Origin of the sequence: Burkholderia sp. ABCPW 111, from assembly GCF_000773065.1 — a bacterium.
Taxonomy (GTDB): domain Bacteria; phylum Pseudomonadota; class Gammaproteobacteria; order Burkholderiales; family Burkholderiaceae; genus Burkholderia; species Burkholderia savannae.
Genome location: NZ_JPWT01000066.1, coordinates 1 through 20,082, shown reverse-complemented (window position 1 = coordinate 20,082; position 20,082 = coordinate 1). Strand labels below are relative to the sequence as shown.

General features: G+C 65.4%; 19 protein-coding genes and 3 pseudogenes. 7 read left to right on the top strand and 15 right to left on the bottom strand.

Annotated features, from left to right (window positions below; all coding sequences use genetic code 11):
* Positions 1-2: 2 nt before the first annotated feature.
* Positions 3-440 carry a VOC family protein gene (locus X946_RS13365; RefSeq protein ID WP_038748288.1) on the bottom strand — a complete coding sequence of 146 codons (438 nt, stop codon included), beginning with the start codon at positions 438-440 and terminating at the stop codon, positions 3-5.
* A 149-nt stretch (positions 441-589) separates the two neighbouring features.
* Between X946_RS13365 and X946_RS13360 the strand changes: the two genes are divergently transcribed.
* Positions 590-1,225 (top strand): RBBP9/YdeN family alpha/beta hydrolase, encoded by a 636-nt coding sequence (locus X946_RS13360; protein ID WP_038748286.1) that lies wholly within the window; start codon positions 590-592, stop codon positions 1,223-1,225.
* Positions 1,226-1,272: 47 nt separating this feature from the next.
* On the opposite strand, the pseudogene X946_RS35670 reads toward X946_RS13360, so the two are convergent.
* The 4 genes and pseudogenes from X946_RS35670 to X946_RS13345 form a co-directional block, all read right to left on the bottom strand.
* Positions 1,273-1,381 (bottom strand): annotated as a pseudogene (locus X946_RS35670) (ADP-ribose pyrophosphatase); the annotation flags it as partial.
* 126 nt (positions 1,382-1,507) lie between these two features.
* Positions 1,508-3,625, bottom strand: a complete 2,118-nt coding sequence (locus tag X946_RS13355) for a phosphocholine-specific phospholipase C (RefSeq protein ID WP_038748284.1) — start codon at positions 3,623-3,625, stop codon at positions 1,508-1,510.
* A 46-nt stretch (positions 3,626-3,671) separates the two neighbouring features.
* Positions 3,672-3,971, bottom strand: coding sequence for a hypothetical protein (locus tag X946_RS13350; protein ID WP_038748281.1), 300 nt, complete (start codon positions 3,969-3,971; stop codon positions 3,672-3,674).
* Between the two features lie 274 nt (positions 3,972-4,245).
* Positions 4,246-4,704 carry an Lrp/AsnC family transcriptional regulator gene (locus X946_RS13345; protein WP_038748280.1) on the bottom strand — a complete coding sequence of 153 codons (459 nt, stop codon included), beginning with the start codon at positions 4,702-4,704 and terminating at the stop codon, positions 4,246-4,248.
* Positions 4,705-4,828: 124 nt separating this feature from the next.
* Between X946_RS13345 and X946_RS13340 the strand changes: the two genes are divergently transcribed.
* The 3 genes from X946_RS13340 to X946_RS13330 are packed head-to-tail and all read left to right on the top strand — an operon-like array spanning position 4,829 to position 6,705.
* Entirely contained in the window at positions 4,829-5,557 is a 729-nt protein-coding gene (locus tag X946_RS13340; RefSeq protein WP_038748278.1) for an AzlC family ABC transporter permease, read from the top strand.
* Complete coding sequence (locus X946_RS13335; RefSeq protein ID WP_038748276.1) at positions 5,554-5,856, top strand: AzlD family protein; 303 nt, start codon at positions 5,554-5,556, stop codon at positions 5,854-5,856. Before X946_RS13340 ends, X946_RS13335 begins: the two co-directional genes overlap by 4 nt.
* 6 nt (positions 5,857-5,862) lie before the next feature.
* Positions 5,863-6,705 (top strand): alpha/beta fold hydrolase, encoded by an 843-nt coding sequence (locus tag X946_RS13330; RefSeq protein WP_038748274.1) that lies wholly within the window; start codon positions 5,863-5,865, stop codon positions 6,703-6,705.
* A gap of 561 nt (positions 6,706-7,266) precedes the next feature.
* Here X946_RS13330 and dapA read toward each other — a convergent pair.
* Entirely contained in the window at positions 7,267-8,154 is an 888-nt protein-coding gene (gene dapA / locus X946_RS13325; RefSeq protein ID WP_186448549.1) for a 4-hydroxy-tetrahydrodipicolinate synthase, read from the bottom strand.
* A 281-nt stretch (positions 8,155-8,435) separates the two neighbouring features.
* Between dapA and X946_RS13320 the strand changes: the two genes are divergently transcribed.
* Together X946_RS13320 and X946_RS36215 are read left to right on the top strand one after the other, a co-directional pair.
* Entirely contained in the window at positions 8,436-9,356 is a 921-nt protein-coding gene (locus X946_RS13320) for an integrase family protein (RefSeq protein ID WP_235364025.1), read from the top strand.
* A gap of 9 nt (positions 9,357-9,365) precedes the next feature.
* On the top strand, positions 9,366-10,175 hold the full coding sequence (locus X946_RS36215) for a hypothetical protein (RefSeq protein WP_235364024.1): 810 nt from the start codon (positions 9,366-9,368) through the stop codon (positions 10,173-10,175).
* A 99-nt stretch (positions 10,176-10,274) separates the two neighbouring features.
* Here the strand turns inward: X946_RS36215 and X946_RS31090 are convergent.
* The 7 genes from X946_RS31090 to X946_RS13285 all read right to left on the bottom strand — a co-directional run bounded on the left by X946_RS31090 (position 10,275) and on the right by X946_RS13285 (position 18,034).
* Positions 10,275-11,086, bottom strand: a protein-coding gene (locus X946_RS31090; RefSeq protein WP_152611715.1) for an IS5 family transposase whose coding sequence is annotated in 2 segments (ribosomal slippage) — positions 10,275-10,738 and positions 10,738-11,086 — 813 coding nt in all. Because the reading frame shifts where the segments join, the coding sequence is not laid out codon by codon here.
* A gap of 261 nt (positions 11,087-11,347) precedes the next feature.
* Positions 11,348-11,563, bottom strand: coding sequence for a hypothetical protein (locus X946_RS33795; protein WP_145986824.1), 216 nt, complete (start codon positions 11,561-11,563; stop codon positions 11,348-11,350).
* Positions 11,560-13,017, bottom strand: a complete 1,458-nt coding sequence (locus tag X946_RS13305; protein ID WP_038748269.1) for an aldehyde dehydrogenase family protein — start codon at positions 13,015-13,017, stop codon at positions 11,560-11,562. The genes X946_RS33795 and X946_RS13305 overlap by 4 nt, the downstream gene beginning before the upstream one ends.
* A 19-nt stretch (positions 13,018-13,036) precedes the next feature.
* Positions 13,037-14,701, bottom strand: a complete 1,665-nt coding sequence (locus X946_RS13300; RefSeq protein WP_038748629.1) for a GMC family oxidoreductase — start codon at positions 14,699-14,701, stop codon at positions 13,037-13,039.
* 166 nt (positions 14,702-14,867) lie between these two features.
* Positions 14,868-15,809 carry a LysR family transcriptional regulator gene (locus tag X946_RS13295; protein WP_038748267.1) on the bottom strand — a complete coding sequence of 314 codons (942 nt, stop codon included), beginning with the start codon at positions 15,807-15,809 and terminating at the stop codon, positions 14,868-14,870.
* A gap of 248 nt (positions 15,810-16,057) precedes the next feature.
* Positions 16,058-17,050 carry an alpha/beta hydrolase gene (locus tag X946_RS13290; RefSeq protein WP_226383077.1) on the bottom strand — a complete coding sequence of 331 codons (993 nt, stop codon included), beginning with the start codon at positions 17,048-17,050 and terminating at the stop codon, positions 16,058-16,060.
* Positions 17,051-18,034, bottom strand: coding sequence for an alcohol dehydrogenase catalytic domain-containing protein (locus tag X946_RS13285; RefSeq protein WP_052145083.1), 984 nt, complete (start codon positions 18,032-18,034; stop codon positions 17,051-17,053).
* A gap of 236 nt (positions 18,035-18,270) precedes the next feature.
* On the opposite strand from X946_RS13285, the gene X946_RS13280 reads away from it, so the two are divergent.
* Positions 18,271-19,161: a LysR family transcriptional regulator gene (locus X946_RS13280; RefSeq protein WP_038748265.1), complete on the top strand. Its 891-nt coding sequence runs from the start codon at positions 18,271-18,273 to the stop codon at positions 19,159-19,161.
* 28 nt (positions 19,162-19,189) lie between these two features.
* Here X946_RS13280 and X946_RS13275 read toward each other — a convergent pair.
* Both X946_RS13275 and X946_RS36210 read right to left on the bottom strand, forming a co-directional pair.
* Positions 19,190-19,582 (bottom strand): annotated as a pseudogene (locus X946_RS13275) (IS5/IS1182 family transposase); the annotation flags it as partial.
* A gap of 25 nt (positions 19,583-19,607) precedes the next feature.
* A pseudogene (locus X946_RS36210) lies at positions 19,608-19,795 on the bottom strand (transposase); the annotation flags it as partial.
* Positions 19,796-20,082 lie beyond the last annotated feature (287 nt).

Here is a 20,082-nt window from a genome sequence, read left to right as displayed (position 1 = left end):
GTCTACTTCGCGAACAACTGGCCGATGTCGGCGAACGCCTTGAATTCCAGCGCGTTGCCGCACGGATCGAGGAAAAACATCGTCGCCTGCTCGCCGACTTCGCCCTTGAAGCGGACGTGCGGCTCGATCACGAATGACGTGCCGGCCGCCGTCAGCGCGTCGGCGAGCGCGCGCCACTCGTCCATCGACAGCACGACGCCGAAATGGCGCACCGGCACGTCGTCGCCGTCGACCGGGTTGACGGCCGAGCGGCCCGTCTCGTCGGGCGCGAGGTGCGCGACGAGCTGATGTCCGAAGAAATCGAAATCGACCCAGCGATCGGAGCTGCGGCCTTCCGGGCAGCCGAGCAGGCCGCCGTAGAAGCGGCGCGCGTGCGCGAGGCTCGTGACCGGAAAGGCGAGGTGAAACGGGCGCAACGCGCCGCGCGGCGTGGCGGACATGCATCGTCTCCTTGAAGGAAGCTCTCATTCTACGGTTTTGCCGCGCGTCGCGTCGTGATGCGCGGAAATGCAAAGCACAAAATATTGGTTCGCCGCGTGCGGCGCGCACGTGACAATCGACGCCAGGCTCCTAGCTCCGCGAGGGACACATGCGCTCATGCAGCAAATCGACGTGGCCGCCGCGGCTCGTCACGGTGCCCGGCCTGCACGGCAGCGAAGGCGCGCACTGGCAGACCTGGCTCGAGAGACAGTTCGCGCGCGCGCTGCGCGTCGAGCAGGACGACTGGGACGCGCCGCATCTCGCGCGCTGGGCGCAGAAAGCGCGCGATCTGCTCGCGCGCGAGCGCGGGCCGTTCGTGCTCGCCGCGCACAGCTTCGGCTGCCTCGCGACCGCGCATGCGCTCGCGCAGCACGCATCGGCCGCGGATGCGCCGGCGGCTGAGGTCGTCGGCGTGCTGTTCGTCGCGCCGGCGAATCCGCGCAAGTTCGCGTTCGCGGGCGACTTCGACGCGCGCCGCCTCACCGTGCCGTCGATCGTGATCGGCAGCGAGAGCGACCCGTGGATGACGCTCGCCGACGCGCGCGAATTCGCGCACCGGCTCGGCAGCGCGTTCGTCAATCTCGGCGACGCCGGGCACATCAATACCGCGGCGGGTTACGGGCCGTGGCCGCGCGCGAAGTATCTCGTCGATACGCTCGTGCATTGCGCGGCGCCGCTCAGGTTTCGCGACGACGCGCCGGAGTTCGGCGCGAACGCGCCTGAGCCGCTCGTGACGGCGGCTTGAAGCCGTCGAGCGCGTTTCGTCGAGCGTTTTTCTTTTCTTTCCGCGCTTCAGGCTGCCTGCGCGCACGGCTCGACGGCGACCGCGCACCGCGTGCGTGAGCGGCTGCGGCAGATCGTCGAGCTCGAACCAGCCGAAGGCGTCGTGCTTGTCGGGCTCGTGCGCCGACAAAACGGCACTTTCCGCTTCGTCGCGGCGCGCATGCGCTTTCGATTGCGCATCGATCCGCGCCGACCGAGCGGCGGCGCACGCCGCGCGCGCCGCCGCCGGCATTCCGATCGTGCGTCAGGCCGTGACGGGCGCGATCGCCGCCGGATCGGAATAACTCGTCTTGCCGTTCTCGACATGGCCCGCGAAGCGGCGCACGAACTTGCCCGTCGCGCCGTCGGACACCGTCACGTCGTACCAGTGATGGCTCGCCGCGAGCGCCCATTGCTCGACTCGTTCGTCGCCGCCGCGCAGCGTGATGCGGCGCGGCGACGCGCCGTACGCATTGTCGGTCAGCGTGAGCTGCACGCTCCGGCCGCCGTGATTCTTCAGCTTCAGATACAGATTGCCGTTCGCGACGTCGTAGCCCGCCTTCACTTCCGGATGCGCGGCCGCGTGCCGCCCGTGGCCCTCGGCGGCGGCGACGCCTTCGAACGCGCGCGCGAAGCCGTTCGGGCCGTACACCGAGAACGCATACGCGCCGTCCGTAGCCGCGAGATCGAATTCGTCGTGCAGCGAGCCGTGCGCGCCGACCGTGTAGCGCCACGGGCCGTCGCTGCGATTCGCTGCGTACACGTAGAAGTGCGCGCCTTGCTCGCCGCGGTTCGCGAACTCGATTCGCAGGCGCGCGCCGCCTTGCACCGACGCGTTCACGTGCAGTTCGTACGGCAGCGCGCGCGCCGGGCGCACGCCGGGCTCCTGCGGATCGACGGGGCTCGGCGCGGCGGGCACCGTCGGCGCGGGCTTCGTCGAGCACAGCCGATCGGCGATCGACCGATAGTTGCTGGTGTCGGGCAGCGGCGGCAGCGTCGCGTCCGGCGTGCGGAAATCGAACGCGGACGTGAGATCGCCGCACACCGCGCGGCGCCACGGCGTGATGTTCGGCTCGTCGATGCCGAAGCGCGCGGCGATGAAGCGGATCACCGACGTGTGATCGAACACCTGCGAGCACACGAAGCCGCCCTTCGTCCACGGCGACACGATCGTCATCGGCACGCGCGGGCCGAGGCCGTACGGCAGGCCGTCGGCCGTGTAGCTGCCGCCGCGGCCCGGGTTCACGACGTCGTGGATCTCGCCGTCGACGGTGACGGTGGACAGGCCCTGCGCGCGCGTCGTCGCCGGCTGCGGCGGCACGACGTGATCGAAGAAGCCGTCGTTCTCGTCGTACATGATGAAGAGCACGGTCTTGCGCCATACGTCGGGGTTCGACGTCAGCGCGTCGAGAATCTGCGACGTGTAGTTCGCGCCGTACGCGGGCGTGTATTTCGGGTGCTCGGAGAACGCGGCGGGCGGCAGCAGCCACGACACCTGCGGCAGTTTGTTCGCGAGCACGTCGGCTTTCAGGTCGTCGAGCGTGCGCGCCGTCTGCGCGCGCTGATACAGCGACGAGCCCGGCTTCGCGTTGATGAAGTTCGCGAAGTTCTGCAGGACGTTCGTGCCGTAGTTGCCGTTCAGCGGATCGGCGCCCGTCGTGCCCTGCTGATAGATCTGCCACGAAATGCCGTTCGCCTCGAGGCGCTCGGGATACGTGGTCCACGTGAGCAGGTCGTACTTCGGCGGCACGTCGCCGTCGACGTAATCGTTGTTGTCGAGCAGCGGGCCGCCGTACTTGCCCGTCGGGTCGACCGTGCCCGTCATCAGATACGAGCGGTTCGGATGCGTCGGGCCGGGCAGCGAGCAGAAGTAGTTGTCGCAGACGGTGAACGCATCGGCGAGCGCGTAGTGGAACGGGATGTCCTCGCGCACGTGATAGCCCATCGTCATGTCGGTCTTGTTCGCGGGCCACTGGTCGTAGCGGCCGCCGTCGATCGCGGCGTGCGTCTTGTACCACGAGTGATCGAGATCGCCGATGCATTGCGCGCTCGTCGTCAGCGTGTTCAGGCGAAACGGCAGCACGGGCTTGCCCGGATCGGCCTTCGACGGCTGATACCAGACCGGCTTGCCGTTCGGCAGCGGGATCGGAAAGCGGTCGTTGTAGCCGCGCACGCCGCGCAGGTGTCCGAAGTAATGATCGAACGAACGGTTTTCCTGCATGAACACGACGACGTGCTCGACATCGCGGATCGTGCCCGTGCGCGACGCGGCGGGAATCGCGAGCGCGCGGCGAATCGATTCGGGAAACACGGTGAGCGCGGCGGCGGCGCTCGCGGATTGCGCAACGGTATGCAGGAAACGGCGGCGGCTTTCTGACGTCATGTTTTCACCTTTGGCTCTGCGGGGAAGAAGGCGCGGCAAAAAGCGATCAGCCAGGATGCGATGCGGGCCGCGCGGAGGCCGCCGTCGCGCCGGATGCATCGTCGGCGTCGTCCTCGGGCGGGTAGTGGATCACGGGCGTCGCAAGCGGCGCGCTCGCGCCTGCGTTGCCGGCCGCCGTCGCGTTGCCGTTGAACGCGTTCGCGGCGCCGCCCTGCGGCGATGCCGGCGATGCGTCCGCGTGCGATTCCGCGCGGGCGTGCGAAGCCTCGTCGCTGCAAGCGGCGACGAGCGGCGCGACGCACAGTGCGCCGGCGAATGCGGCGAGAGCGGCGAGACGCTGGCGCATCGGCGTGTCTCCTGGAAGATCGCGAGTCTTGAACGTCCGCAAGTATGAGGAAACGATGCGTCGGTTACGTGAATCGTTTGCGACCGCCATATTATGACGATTGGCTTTCGGGCGGCCGGCGGCGGCGCGCGGGCGGCGCGGCGGCCGCGGACGCACGGCGCGGTGCGACGCTGTGCGGTGCGGCGTCTTGCGGCGCGCCTGGCCGCGCAGCCGGTCGAGTCGCGCGGCGATCGCGCGCGCCCTCGAATGCCCGGGCCGCCGAACCTTCACGCCGTCAAACCGGCACCTCCGACGTCAGCTTCACCTTCTGCAGCGGAATCTCGGTCTTCACGCTCTGCACGCCCTTGATTCGCGTCAGATGATGCATCTGGAACTGCCGATAGTCGTCGATGTCGGCGGCGACGACGCGCAGCAGGAAATCGCAGTCGCCCGCCATCAGATGGCACTCGACGACCTGCGGCAGTTGCCGGACCGCCTCGGCGAAGTGATCGACGGAGCCCGCGTCCTGCTCCTTCAGCCAGACGCGCGTGAACACGGTCAATCCGCGGCCGACTTTCGCGGGGTTGAGCACCGCGACGTATCGCTCGATCACGCCGTCCTCCTCGAGCAGCCGGACTCTCCTCAGGCACGGCGAAGGCGACAGGCCAACCTCTTTCGCGAGCTCGACGTTTTGCAGCCGGCCGTCGCGTTGCAGGGCTTGCAGGATGCGTCGATCGATGGCGTCAAGTTTCATTGGAATTCAATTCCAGAAAAGTATTGAAAATAGGTGGTTCGTACCAATTCGACATCAGGATATAGCAACAACGCAACCCAATTTCATCGAATTTGGCAGACAATATTGCCTCGAAGGAGGTTTCATGAACAGTCTGCCAACATCAACCGTCATTTCCGAGGAATCCACTGCAAGATCCGAAGCGTGGCGCGGCCTGCGCGCATCGCTGCCCGTGATGCTCGGCTTCGTTCCGTTCGCGCTCGTGCTGGGCGCGCAGGCGGCGCAAAAGGGCCTGAGCATCGTCGAAGTGCCGCTCCTGACCGGCCTGAATTTCGGCGGCGGTTCCGAATTCACGGCGATCCGGCTGTGGACGTCGCCGCCGCACATCTTGCTCATCGTCGCGATGTCGTTCCTCGTCAACTGCCGGCATATCCTGATGGGCGCGGCGTTCGCGCCGTATCTGCGGCATCTGTCGCGCAAGCAGACCTTTCCGGCGCTCTTCTTCATGTGCGACGAAAGCTGGGCGATGGCGCTCGCCGACGCGCGGCGGCAGGCGCGCGGCCGCGTGAGCCTGCCGTATTACCTGGGCGTGTCGGCCGGGCTGTATCTGACCTGGATCTCGTGCACCGCGCTCGGCGCGGCGCTGGGGCCGACGATCGGAGACGTCGAGCGATACGGCTTCGACATGGCGTTCACCGCGGTATTCCTGGTGCTGCTGCGGGGCATGTGGAAAGGCGCTCGCGCGAGCCGTCCGTGGCTCGTCAGTCTCGTCGTCGCCGCGGCGACCTATCTGCTCGTGCCGGGCGCGTGGTACGTCGCGGCGGGCGCGCTCGCCGGGCTCGTCGCCGCCGTCGTCTGCGGGGAGCGGTCATGATCGACGTGTCCACGCTGCTGACGATCGTGCTGATGGCCTCGTCCACCTACCTGAGCCGGATTCTCGGCTACGTCGTGCTGCGCAATCGCACGCTGAGCCCGCGGATGCTGGCGGTGATGGAAAATGTGCCGGGATGCGTGCTGGTGTCGGTGATCGCGCCGGCGTTCGTGTCGGACAAGCCGGCCAACTTGCTCGCGCTGGCGATCACGCTGCTCGCGGCAACCCGCTTGTCGATCCTGCCGACCGTGCTCGTCGGCATCGTGTCGGCGGGCCTGTTGCGGCATCTGCTCGGTCAGTGACGGAACATGGACGAGCGGCGACACGCGACGGAAGATCGCCGGGTCGATACCGGGCGGGGGAGCCTGTTCGTGCGATGCTGGGCCGCGCCGCAACGCGCGCACGCGCACGACGGTGTTCCGCCGCCCATCGTGCTGTTCCACGATTCGCTCGGCTGCGTTCGCCTGTGGCGAACGTTTCCGCAAGCGCTCGCCGAATGCACGGGCCGGCAGGTGATCGCGTACGATCGGCTCGGCTTCGGGCAGTCCGATCCGCGCACGGACACGCTCGACGCGAGCTTCGTGCGCGACGAGGCGCGGCGGTTCTTTCCGATGCTGCGCGGGCAGCTCGGCTTCGATCGTTTCGTCGCGCTCGGCCATAGCGTGGGCGGCGGCATGGCGGTGCATTGCGCGGCCGCGCATCCGTCGGCGTGCGAAGCGCTCGTCACCGAATCCGCGCAGGCGTTCGTCGAAGACAGGACGCGCGCCGGCGTCGCCGACGCGCGCGAGCAGTTCAAGCAGCGCGACGCGTTCGAGCGTCTGCGCGCGTATCACGGCGACAAGGCGCGCTGGGTGCTCGACGCCTGGATCGATACGTGGCTGTCGCCGGGGTTCGCCGGCTGGTCGCTCGAAGATGCCTTGCCGCAGGTGACGTGCCCGACGCTCGCGATCCACGGCAGCGACGACGAATACGGCTCGAATCTTCATCCGGAGACGATCGCGCGCTTGGTCGCCGGGCCGGCGCGGATCGAGATCGTGCCGGGCGCGCGGCACGTGCCGCATCGCGAGCGCGAGCGGTGGGTGGCGGAGCTTGTCGCGACGTTTCTTCGCGAGGTGCGGTGCGGCGGTTCCGAGCAGGGCGGTTCCGAATAGGCTGCATGGCGTTGGCGTTGGCGTTGGCGTTGGCGGCAGCGACGAGCGACGAGCGACGAGTGGCGAGTGGCGAGTGGCGAGTGGCGGGCTGTTGCGGCGCGCGCCGCTGGCGGCCGGCTTCCGTGTTCTCGGTTCCGCAAACACGGCCATGTGATGAAACGCCGACACGCCCGCGTGTCGATACGCTGACGTTCCGAAACGCCGAAACGCCGAAACGCCGAAACGCCGAAGCTCCGAAGCTCCGAAGCTCCGAAGCTCCGATGCGACAAAGCGAACTATTGTCGAGTCGATGATGAGTCGAAACGATGAACGACGAGACGACGCGTCACTCTAGAAAGCGACGCTCGAATCGACGGATTCGAACCGCCGCATCACATACAAGCCACCGATCGACGCGTTGCCTTCCGCACGAACCGCACGAACCGCACGAACCGCACGAACCGCACGAACCGCACGAACCGCACGAACCGCTCAAACCGCTCAAACCGCTCAAACCGCTCAAACCGCTCAAACCGCTCAAACCGCTCAAACCGCTCAAACCGCTCAAACCGCTCAAACCGCTCAAGCGTCGGCCGTCTCGCTCTGCCGCAGCGCTTCCCAATGCGCGGCCAGCCGCGCAGCGAGCGCGTCGCTCACCGGCAGGAACGGCAGTCGCAGCTCGTTGTCACACCAGCCTTGCGCGGCGAGCAGCGCCTTCACGGGCGCGGGATTCGGTTCCGCGAACAGATCGGCGATGAGCGGTTGCAGCGCGACCGCGATCCGTCGCGCGTCGTCGAGCCTGCCTTCGCGCAGCAGCGCGTGCACGCGCACGTGCCACGCGGGCAGCACGTGCGCGGCGCTCGTGATCGCGCCGTGCGCGCCCGCGCACAGCGCCGCGAAATTCTGGCTGTCGTCGCCGGAGAGGATGCGCAGCGGCGTTTCGTGCACGAGCCGCAGCATCCGTTCGATCGTCCCGCCGCATTCCTTCACGCCGACGACGCGCACATCGCGCGACAGCGCCTGCAACGTGTCGAGCTCGACGTTCACGCCGGTCCGGTACGGAATGTTGTAGATGAGTACGGGCAGATCTGCCGCTTCGACGATCGCCTCGATGTGCCGCCGCACGCCCGCTTGCGACGGCCGAACGTAGACGGGCGGCGTGGCGAGCAGCCCGTCCGGGCGCAGTGCCGCGAGTTCGCGCGCGCGCTCGGCGACCGCGCGCGTGGCGCTCCCGTTGATGCCGAGCACGATCGGTAACGTCGGCGCGGCGTCGCGCAGCGTTGCGAAAATCGCTTCCTGCTCGCCGGCGTTGAGGAGTGCGCCTTCACCCGTCGTCGCACCGGCGACGAAGCCCGCGATCCCTTCGCCCGCGTAGTGCCGAGCGAGGCGCGCGAGTGCAGGATGGTCGATTTCGCCCGCGTGGAACGGCGTGACGATCGGAAGCCAGATACCTTCGAAACGTGATTGCATGTGCATCCTCTAGGTGAAACGAATGGAGGGAAACCGTCCTGCCGGCCGGTGCCGGATCGAGATATGTGCGAAGAGCGAGTCAGCGAGCGGGCGACCCGTCCGGCAATCGCCCGACGGGACACGACGTCCCCGCGTGTTGCCGTTGATCTGCATGTCTCGATGTTGCGGAAGACGGTGATAGTGCAAGGTTATCAATGGGTTAGTGGTATTGGGGAAATGGGGGGCAATGTCATGCAATTGCCCCCTTTTACTCAAACCGCTTACGCAGAAGTGACACAAACGTGGCTCGTATCAACTTCACCGCCGGGCGCGTGCGCGACTTTCGCTGCCCTCCCGATGCCAAGCAATTCTTTATGTGGGACTCGGGTGCGCCGGGCCTTGGGCTGCGCGCCACCGCTGGCAGCGTGTCTTATGTCTTCCAAGGTCGCATCGCGGGCAACACGGTTCGCACCACAATCGGCGACGCTCGCACATGGGATATCGATGGCGCTCGCCAGAAAGCGCGCGAACTTCAGAAACTCATCGATGAGGGTAAAGACCCGCGCGTCGAAAAGGCTACGGCTATCGCGGTTACGCAGGCACGGCGAGTCGAGTCGAGTCGCCGTCAGGCCACGCTGGATACTGCATGGAAGAGCTATATCGAAGCGAATCGTTCCCGCTGGAGCGACCATCATGTTGCGGATCATGAGAAGGTGTCTCATCGTGGCGGCGAAATGAGAAAGCGCGGACGCAAGCAACCTCGCGTTGGCGGCGCACTATCGAGTCTACTTGATGTGCCGTTGCCGGACTTGACCGCAGACGTGATTGCCGAGTGGCTAAAGCGCGAGACGGAAAGCCGACCGACCCAAGCTTCGCTCGCATTTCGATTGCTGCGCGCATGCGTGAACTGGTGTGGCGAACAACATGAATGGCCGGGACTTGTGCCGGAACACGTATGCCGTACACGCCAGGTGCGTCAGAACGTCCCAAAGATTCGTGCGAAATCCGATTGCCTCCAGCGCGAACAACTGGCTCCATGGTTCGACGGCGTGCGTCGGATTGCAAGCCCTATCGTATCCGCATACCTGCAGGCGTTGCTTCTCACGGGAGCACGCCGCGAAGAAATGAGCGAACTCAAATGGACCGATTTGGACTTCCGCTGGAACACGTTGATCCTGTGGGACAAGGTGGACGGCGATCGAACGATTCCTCTGACGCCCTAGGTGGGATCGTTGCTGGACGCATTGCCTCGCCGCAATGAATGGGTCTTTAGCAGCGTCAAGTCGGAATCCGGCCGCTTGCAAGCTCCCGACGATCGGCATCGCATTGTCTTGCGGGCAGCGCATCTCGAAGGGCTCACCCTGCATGGGCTGCGCCGCTCGTTCTCGACGCTTACCGAGTGGATCGAGTGTCCTGCGGGCGTCGTCGCACAAATCATGGGCCACAAGCCAAGCGCCACGGCGCAGAAGCATTACAAGCAGCGCCCGATCGATTTGCTGCGCGTGATTGCCCGCGAATCGATCACGGTGATGCCTATATCCGCCAACGATCTCGAATGGTGGACCAAGCTCGACGAGACGACTTTGTCTTGCGACGCGATGTGTTCGCACGATCGGATTGTCGTCCGTATAGGCGACGCGAAAACCTGGATCGCATCGCTTGGCACGAAGTTACCTGGCATATTGGCTGAGAACTGTTCGAAGTCGTCCGGCACATCGGCAGATCGGGATGTGTTACAAAACCCATCGGCGGCGGATATGACCGAAATTCGCTCGGTTCAACAATCAACCGTTTCGGTCGCTTGGCAGCTGCGGCTTGTCGAGCATTGGCCAGATATCGTGCGCGAGCATGGGCCGTCCGTGGAGGCTCGCGCTGTCATGCGATACATCAAGAAGCATGACGAGTCGGGCGTGATTGTGGCTCGTCCTGTCGCCGACGAATTGATGTGCCGTACGCAACTCGGCGATACGAAGATCGTGGGTCTCAAGACGTTCAAAAACGCCGCGAGCTTGCTGCGCAAGCGTGGTTGCCTGAGGACGTAGGGCTTTGCGAGGGGAGTGTGCGTGCTTCCCTCGGCATCCCGAGGGTGCCCCGAGACCGTCCCGTCTATCGTCCCGAAGTCGCTGAATGCCTAAGCATCTCTAACAGAATGATGTTTGAAGTTGTCGCCGGCAAATGATGCAGGCGGCGATGTTCACGAACGCTTCGTGGATTGCCGCGAGGCGTTCGAACCGGATGCGCTGCCGCCTGAAGTTGTGCAGCCATGCAAAGGTACGCTCGACGACCCAGCGAGTCTTGCCAAGGCCGCTGCCGCGAGGCTCCCCACGGCGAGCGATCTGCGTGGCGATACCGGCAGCGTGCAGAGGCTTGCGATATTTGCCGTGGCCGTGGCCGCGATCGGCTTGCACGATGACGGGCTTTGACTGCGGCCGTCCCCGCTCGCCGCGAATGGGTGGAATGGCCCCGATCAGAGGCGGCGGTTGAGTGACGTCGTTGCGGTTGGCGCACGTGAGAATCAGCGCGAGCGGGATGCCCTGCGCTTCGGTAACGAGGCGGTGCTTTGAACCGGGTCGTGCCCGATCGGTGGGATTGGGTCCTGTTTTTGACCTGATCCCACTGCGCGAATGGAGGATGAATCGATGACCACGCGCGACCAGTCGATGCGATCGGCCGCTCGAAGTTTCGCCAGCAGCACCTCGTGCAGCCGGTCCCAGGCGCCTGCCTGTTGCCAGTCGCGCAGTCTGCGCCAGCAACTCATGCCCGAGCCACATCCCATTTCCTGCGGAAGCATCTCCCAGGGAATACCGGATTGCAGCACGAACAGGATGCCGGTGAGCACGGCGCGATCGTCGAGCGGCTTGCGCCCCGGGTGTCGCGTGCGGCGTGGCTTCGGTGGTGGCAGCAATGGTTGGATGAGTGACCACAATTGGTCATCGAGTAACGGTTTTGCCATTGCCCCCTCGTCAGCGAAACAACGAAGCGGTTGACAATGCGTGCGCCGGGTTATCAGCCCCCTGATACTCATTTTGTTAGAACTTTTAATAAGTCGAAAGCAAATGACGATTCACGAATCGGACTGATTCAGGATCGCGCTGGACCGCAGGCTCGAGTCCTGACGGCACAACGACTCGAGTCGATTGCACGGTCGATTCACCTGACATGGCGCGACTGCCGTCATCGACGAGCCGTCCGCAACATTCGACGGTCTGGGCAATCAAGGATCGATTGCGCGCGCCATGACGTGAGTGACGGAATAGTGTCGCCGATACAGTGACGATCTCTTATCGATGCGTCTTTCCGCATCGAGCGGCCGCGTATCGATGTTTGCCAGGCAGCCGCCGCCGTTGCGGGGTGATTTTCCCGACGCGTTCCATCGCACTTCGTTGAGTCCCGTCATAGGATGCCCGTCGCGAATGATCGCGCCTGTCATTGAGGGACTCCGGTGCTCAGCGTGATGTGTTTGTACTCGATGAAATCGTCGATGGCGGCGGCGCCGTTGAGGCGGCCGAGGCCCGACTGGCGGTAGCCGCCTTCCTCGAATTCGTCGTAGATCTTCGCCCAGTCGTTGATCCAGATCGTGCCCGCCTGCAGCGCGCGCGCGACCCGCATCGAGCGCTGGACGTCGCGCGTCCACACCGCAGCGGCGAGGCCGTATTCACTGTCGTTGGCGAGCTTGATCGCTTCGTCTTCCGTGTCGAACACCTGCAGCGTCATCACCGGTCCGAACGTTTCATGCTGCACGATGTCGAGCCCCGGATCGTCGACTTCGAGCAGCGTCGGCCGGTAGAACGCACCTTTCGCGAGATCGCCGTCGGTGGCGGGGCCGCCCCGCAGCAGCACCTTTGCGCCGGCCGCGATCGCCAGTTCGACGGCGCGGTCGACGCGCGCGACATTGGCCCGGTCGATGAGCGGCCCCATGTCGCTGCGCGGGTCGGCGGCGGGACCGACGCGCACCGCGCCGAGGCGCGCGGCGAGACGCGTGCGGACAGCCTCCGCCACGCGCCGCTGCACGAGCAGGCGCGAGCCCGTCATGCAGAACTGGCCGGCGAACACGGTGATCGACTTCTCGATGACGGGCAGCGCGGCGTCGAGATCGGCGTCGTCGAACACGACATGCGGCGTCTTGCCGCCGAGTTCAAGGCCGAAGCGCTTCAGGCGCTGCGCGCCGGCGGCCGAGATCGCGCGGCCGGTCGCCGTCGATCCCGTGAAGCTGATGACGGGCACGTCCGGCGATGCGACGAGGTATTTCGCGCCGTCGGAGCCGGATTCGCTGAATACGTTGACGACGCCGCGCGGCAGCGACGGTGCTTCGGACATCACCCTGGCGACGAGCGCATTGGTTTGCGCAGTCTGCCCCGGCAACTTGACGACGGCGGTCGTACCGGCGGCGAGCGCGGGCGCGAGCGAGCGCACCATCAGCACGACCGGCGAGTTCCACGGCGCGATGATGCCGGCGACACCCATCGGCTCGCGCAGCACGAGCGACACGACGTCCGGGTGCGGCGTGCCGCCGTGAGCGCGCTCGGCGCGCGCGAGCGCCGCGTAATAGCGCAGCTTCGACGGCACCATTTCGACCTCGAATCGGGCTTCCGGCTTGATCTTGCCGTTCTCGAGCGAGAGCTGGTCGATCAGTGCATCGGTGTGTCGTTCGAATGCGACGGCGAGTTCCTCGAGTACCTTGGCGCGCAGCGCGGCGTTGCGCTTCCAGGGCGTGCGATCGAACGCGCGCAACGCGGCGGCGACGGCCGCGCGCGCCTCGGTTTCGCCGCCGTCGGCATAGCGGCCAATCACGGCGCCGGTTGCGGGATCGAGCGAATCGCGATGAACGGGCGAATCGACCCATTCGCCGTCGATCCAATGCAATGCATGAGAAATGGAAGTCATGAGTTTCCCCGGCCCGGATTCAGAGGTAGCGGCGAGCGATATGCTCGGCCGTTGCGATGGTGGTGACGTTGGTGGCGACGGAAACCGAGTCCGGGAAAATCGACGCGTCGACGACGCGCAAGTTGTGCATGCCGTGCACGCGCCCGTCGAGGTCCACGACCGCGTGCGGATCGCCCGGAACACCCATCGGCGCGGTCGACGTGGGGTGGTGGTAGGTGTCCAGGGTCGACCTGACGGACGCGAGGATCTGCTCGTCGGTCGCCGCGCCCGGGCCGGGATTCAGCTCGGAATGAATGAGGTCCGACAATGGGGCGGTGCGGCCGATGCGCCGCGCCAGCTTGATGCCGTCGAGCAGGCGCACGCGGTCCTGCTCGTCGGCGAGGAAGTTCAGGTCGATCACCGGCGCGTCGCCCGGCTTGCGGCTCGCGAGCTTCAGGCTGCCGACCGACAGCGGCCGCGTTAGCGCGACCGCGAGCACGAAGCCGACCTTGGTCGGGCTCTGGTCGTGCGGGAACAGATGGGTCGCCGTGACGTGCAAATCGAGGTCGCCGTTTTGCGCGGACGCGCTGTGCGTCCAGAGGAACGCGCCGATCACGGGCGACTGGTCGCCGATTCTGTCGGGGCGCGCCGCGTAGGCGTTGTAATAGAAAGGGTGATCCTTCAGGCGCTGCCCGACGGGCAGATTCGCGACTTCGGGGATCGACAGCGCGCGCAGATCCGCGCCCGGTCCGATGCCGGATCGCAGCAGAATCGCGGCGCTGCCGTAGCTGCCCGCGCTCAGGATCACTTCGTTCGCGTGGATTTCCTCGCCGTTCGCAAGCCTGACCCCGATCGCGCGGTCGCGGTCGAAGAGCACGCGGTCAACGAGCGCGTCTCCCCGGATTCGCAGGTTGTTGCGCGCGCGGACGTCGTTGGTCAGATAGGCGATGCCCGTGTTGACGCGCACGCCGTTGACGATGTTCATCGAATACGGGCCGACGCCGTTGGCGTCCGGACCGTCGAAATCGTCGATGACGCGATAGCCATTCGCGACGGTCGCATCGACGAACGCGCGTTGCATCGGCGTGATGTCCTCGCGGGTCAGCTGGCGTACCGGCAGCGGGCCGGCATGGCCATGCAGCGCGGCGCTGCCGCTGTCGCGGCTTTCGAGTCGCTTGAACGACGGCAGCATGTCGTCGAATGACCAGCCCGGAAGATTCCAGTTCTTCAGATCCTGCGGGCGAGGGCGAATGGCGACCGCACCGTTGATCGCGGAACTGCCGCCGAGCACCTTGCCGCGCAGCGCGCCGATCGGGTGATCGATGTAGCCGGTCTGGGTGCGGTAGCCCCACTCATGGCGCGCGTCGCCGCCGACGATGTCGCTGCTCGCGATCACGTGCGGATAGTCCCACGCGGCGTAGTTGCGGCCGGCTTCGAGCAGCAGCACGTTGCGGCCCGTCTTCTCGCTGAGACGCGCCGCCAGCACGGCGCCGGCCGAGCCGCCGCCGACGATCAGCACGTCGAGCGTGCGTTTGCCGTTGCCGGCGCGGCGGCGGGACGGCGCGTCTGTCGGTGCGTCGGCGGAGGCCGGCGCCGCGGTCGCTTCGCCGTTGAGCAGCGAGCCGACGGCGAGTGCGGCCGAATGGGAGAGTGTCTGCGCGAGCATCGTGCGGCGCGCGGGGTTTCGCAGGGTATCGTCACTCACGGTCGTGGGCCTTGTGAAAATGAGTCGCGACCAGATTACGAATTGCGAACGCACCGGCATAGCCGGCGGCAGGCGAACGCGGCGTTCGGTTTCCACGAACGCCGGGCCCGACAACGACGTGTGCGGCACATGGGCGGCGATTGGGCCCGGGGGGCGTGAAGCGCCGTTACGCCTGCCGGACGCGAGGCAGAATGCCGCGCTCGACGAGCGCGGCGTCCCAACTGGCCGGTTGGCCGATCTCGTTGGCGAGAAACTGGACGAGCGCCTGGATTTTGGGCGACGTGCGAATCGTTTTTCGGTACAGCGCGGATATCTGTCCGCCCGGCGGGGGGTGGTCCGGCAGAACGGGCACGAGATCGCCGGCGGCGAGCGCTTCGGCGGCGAGGAACGTGGGTAGGATCGCAAGGCCCAGGCCTGCCAGTGCGCCCGCCAGCAATTGATGTCCCGAATCGGTTCGCATCCGGACACGGATACGAAACGACTGCTGGGTGCCGTCGAGCGGCAGGCTCCACATGCCGTTGGGCTCGCGATTCAGATAGATCAGTCCGTCGTGCTGCAGTAGATCCGCGGGATGCGCAGGCACGCCGCGCCGGGCAAGATAGGCGGGGCTGGCGCAAATCAGGTGGTGATTGGCGGTGAGCGTGCGCGCGACGAGATTCGAATCGGTCAGCTTGCCGATGCGTATTGCGAGGTCGAAATGACCGTCATGCAGATTGGATAGCCGGTCCTCCGCCTCGACATCCACGCAGAGGTCGGGATATTTCGCAGCAAAGCGAACCAATAGCGGCGCAAGCTGGCGCGTGACGAACGTGGCCGGCACCACGAGCCTCAATGTGCCGTGCAGGCTCGCTCCGGCTTCCTGAACGTCGGATTCGATTCTTTCGAGCTCCTGAAGAAGCGGTCTCGAATGATCGAAGTAACTTTGTCCGGGTTCGGTCAGCTGCAGCGGGCGACCGCGTTTGAGTAACATGCAGCCGAGACGCTTTTCGAGCTGCTGGACGCGCTGGCTGACGATTGACTTGGTCGTGCCGAGGCGGCGGGCGGCTTCGGAAAAGCTGCCTGATTCGACGACGGCCACGAACGTGCTCATGTCGGAGAATTTGTTCATTTTTCAGTGCGGCAGGCCGAGATCGGCGCGCGGGCCGGCCCGCGCGCCGCGTGACCGCTCCATCTGGAATACGTAGCCGGGCAGGTTCCTGGTCGCAGAATCGCTGCGTGCCAATCCGTCCATCAACTGCTTCCCCCAAGTTCCGCGGTCACAAGCCCGGCGCTCGCGACTTGCCGTCCATGCACCGAGCCTCGTCGGACCGTGCGTGTCATTTCGGATGTATGCCCGGTGCCAGCCGGGCTTACGGATTACTGTGAGGCAGTTTGTTTCCGGAGAAATCGTATTCCATCGTCTAGTGCGACCTCGCCTCGGGGATGGTTCGCCTTGTCCTTGAAGAACTGGATGAAACCGTGTGACTGCCCTTCGTAGACGATGACGGATGCTTCAACGCCTGCTTCTTTCAGGCTGCTTGCGTACGCGACGTTCTCGTCGCGCAACGGATCGAGCTGGCCGACCTGAATCAGTGTTGGCGGCAGATCGGCATGATCTCCCAGGATGGGGGAAAGCAGCGGCGCATGCGGGCTTGTTTCCGTCGGCACATAGCTTGCGAGCACATTGCGCATCACCTCCCGCGTGGGAAAGTACGCGTCGCCCAGCTCGGCCCATGAGGGGGTGTCCAGTTTGTTGCTCACGGACGGGTACATGAGCCATTGCGCCACCGGTCGAGGACCGCCGCGATCGCGGGCGAGCATGGCGGTCGCCGTCGAAAGAGTCGCACCGGCGCTATCGCCGCAGAGCACGACCCGCTTGGCATCGCCGCCCATTTCGTCAACGTGGTCGGCCGTCCATCGCAGCACGGCGTAGACGTCTTCAAGACCCGCGGGGAACGGAAATTCGGGCGCGAGCCGGTAGTCGACGGCAATCACGAGCGCGCGAGCACGGCTGGCGATCGCGCGCGCGAGCACGTCGTGCGTATCCAGATCGCCGGACACGAAGCCGCCACCATGCGTGAACAGCACGACCGGAAGTCGTTCGTCCGCTCGCGCATCGGTCGGCTTGTATACGCGCACCGGGATGTTTCGGGCGGGATGCGTGGCGGCTACATCGATCGCGAGCACCTGATCGACCGGGTCGGGTGCGCCGGCAGACGGAATCATTGCGCGATAGGACGTTCGCATGTTTTGGGCGAACGTCGCCGTTTGGTCGTTGACCCATTGTGCCGCGGTCGCACCCGGCTCGACGATTCGATGCGGCGCCAAGATGCCGAAACATGAATGGCTAATGAGTTTCCACTGAAACATTCATACACTCCTAATCCTGCTGTTTGGACACGTACTCGAATGGCAGCGGCCTGCCTGTGCCATCCGCTTCGATAGAAACCCGGACAAGCCGAAGGGTATCGGCGTGGGTGGCATTCGTTGCGCGGCCGACCGGCTGAGCTGTTTGCGGCGCGAGTGCCGATCGCACGATCTCAGCGACGAAAGTCTGGCGAATTGCCCAGCCCCGTTCCTGTGTTGCCGGAAAATCGCCGTCACCCGAGCGGCGTGCATGGCGTGTCGCTCGGGCGAACCCGTCGGGCGAACGTCAAGACTTCGGATGCCGAGCGAATCCCTCAGGGGGCTGGCGCCGACGCCTTCCCGCACGACGTCGACGCCAGACGGAACAACTTCCTTGACGGTTGCCGCAATTTGCCCGCCGTCGACGAGAGCAAGATCGGCGCCGACGTCGCGCATCCGCTGAAAATGGGCTTGCGCCCGGTTCGTAGCTATGACCGTGACGCAACGGTATTTCGCATGGGCGATTGCCGCGAGCGCGACCGAAGGCGTACCACCACGGATCAGCAGCGTTTGGCCGGAACAGATCGCCAGCACCTTGTCGAGCGCGCCGGCCGCAGTGACATACGCTTGCGGCAACGCGGCGAGCGCTTCCCATGAAAGCGCCGAGTCGTCCACGGCGACGACGTTGCCGCGCAGAACGGTGACTTGCTCCGCGTAGCTGCCCGGTCGCGTGAATGGCAGCCCGCCCATCGCGGTTGCGACGGCCTGTCCGGTTCGACGCTGGCCGGCAGGATCGTGGAGCACTTCACCGACCGCTTCGACGCCCGGCACGCGAGGCTGGTCGCCAATTGGCCCGAGGTTGCCCGACCGGAGATACATCTCGGCGCGGTCGAGTCCGGACGCGCGAACGCGAATCCGGATTTCGTCGTCGCCGGGATTCCGCATCGGCACGTCCTGCAACTGCAGGACGTCCGGGCCGCCGAAGCGTTCGATGACGTAGGCCTTCACGAGAACTCCGGATGCGCGCCGGGCGCGCACGCGACACGGTCTCCGTACCGGGCGTCTCCATCGTGACGCCCGGCGGAATCCGCTTCCGCATGCGTTGCCCGAGGTGCGAAAAGTTGCGAAATGACGGCTCATCCGGTAGATCGATGAGCCGTCGAACACGCGTCATTCTGGATTGGTCAAATCCGCAACGGAACTAGCTAAAATGAAAAAATCTCTTTCATTTTTGGCAGGCTGAATTGGACCTCAACGATGTACGGATATTCGTGGGCGTCGTGCAGACGGGCAGCCTTTCCGGTGCCGCCGCGCGGCTGGAGATGCCGTTGCCGACGGTCAGCCGCCGTATTCGTGCGCTCGAGAAGCAATTGCAGGTGCAGTTGCTGGAGCGCACCACGCGCGGCACCAAGCTGACCGAAGCCGGGACCCGGTTCTACGAGCATGCGAGCCGAGGCGTCGAGATGCTCGCCGAGGGCGAGCAGGCGGTGGTCAGCGATCAGGCCCGGCTGAAGGGGCGGTTGCGCTTGTCGTTGCCGCCCGCATTCGAGGCGTGGTGGGAGCTGTTGTCGGCGTTCGGGAAGCGGTATCCGGATATCCACTTGCACGTGTATACGACCGAGCGTCGAGTCGATCTGATCGAGGATGGGATCGACGTCGCGCTGCGGATCGGAGCGATCTCGCACGAAGCGATGGTGGCGCGCCGGTTACTCTCCTACCGCCACGTCCTGGTCGCCAGTCCGGCGATGATCGACGCGTTGGGTACGCCGGAGGCGCCAGACGACCTGCATCGGTTCCCCTGTGCGGTCTGGAGCACGGGTGCGAATTTCAGTCGGGGATGGCGTTTGGGCGAGCAGACGTTCGAACCCGGCGTCGTCTTGTCCACCAATGACTATTCACAGTTGCGCCGCAGCGCAATATCCGGAGAGGCCGTCACGGAGCTCCCGCCGTTTCTCGCCGCCGATCCGATTCGTCAGGGACGGTTGACTGCGTTGCTTCCCAACCACCCGCTGCCTGAACAGCATGTCAATCTGCTGTATCCGTCGCATCGGCATCCGTCGGCGCTGGTGCGCGCCTATCTCGAGTTTTGCCAATCGCGGCTTGCGTGGTTTGCAAGCGTTTGTGCCGTTGGCTAGGCTAGCGCGTTGCCGCATCGGATGGGGCGGCCCTCAAGGTCCGCAGCGCCTTCTTCATCCGCTTGCACTGCTTCGCGTGCGCATGGCGGCCAATCTGGCTCTCCGGGCGGGGCGCCTCGCGGTTGTCGTTCTGCCTCAGCTTCGGCCCATGTCGAGCGGCCGCCTTCACCGGATGTTCGCGGCAGCGCTCGAGTAGCCGCGAATCGGTCGGATAGGCAATCGCCTTCTTCATCACCGTCGTATCGACGATCACGCGCTTCAGACTCGCGTGCTTGACGACCTTGGCCCGTTTGGCCGCCTCGATCGTCTCCGCCAGCCGCTTTTCAACGCAAGCTTCGCCCAGCCGCTTGCGCCAGCGCGTCAGGCTCGGCGGATCGAGCGGCAGCTTGGTCTGCAAGTACGTCTCACCCGTGAATACCTGAAGCGCCCCGAGGATGTAGGAGACGTCCACATCCCATTTCCTGCGGAAGGATCTCCCAGGGAATACCGGATTGCAGCACGAACAGGATGCCGGCGAGCACGGCGCGATCGTCGAGCGGCTTGCGCCCCGGGTGTCGCGTGGGCGTGGCTTCGGTGGTGGCGGCATCGGTTGGATGAGTGACCACAATTGGTCATCGGGTAGCGGCTTTGCCATCGCCCCCTCGTCAGCGAAACGACGAAGAGGTTGACAGAGCGCGCACCGGGTTAACAGCCCTCGCTACTCATTTTGTTAGAACTTTTAAGTATCGCCTCAAATCGAGCACGATACGTATGATGTCGGACCGAATAGGGAGGGAGAACCACAAAGACGTTCACTGATTGACGTCTTGACTCGATAACTCGTCACCGAACAGTTGATCGGAAATCTGCGCCATCGCATGAAAAACCGGCTCGAGCAACTTGCCCCTGTCGGTAATCATGTACTCGACATAGGGCGTGGCC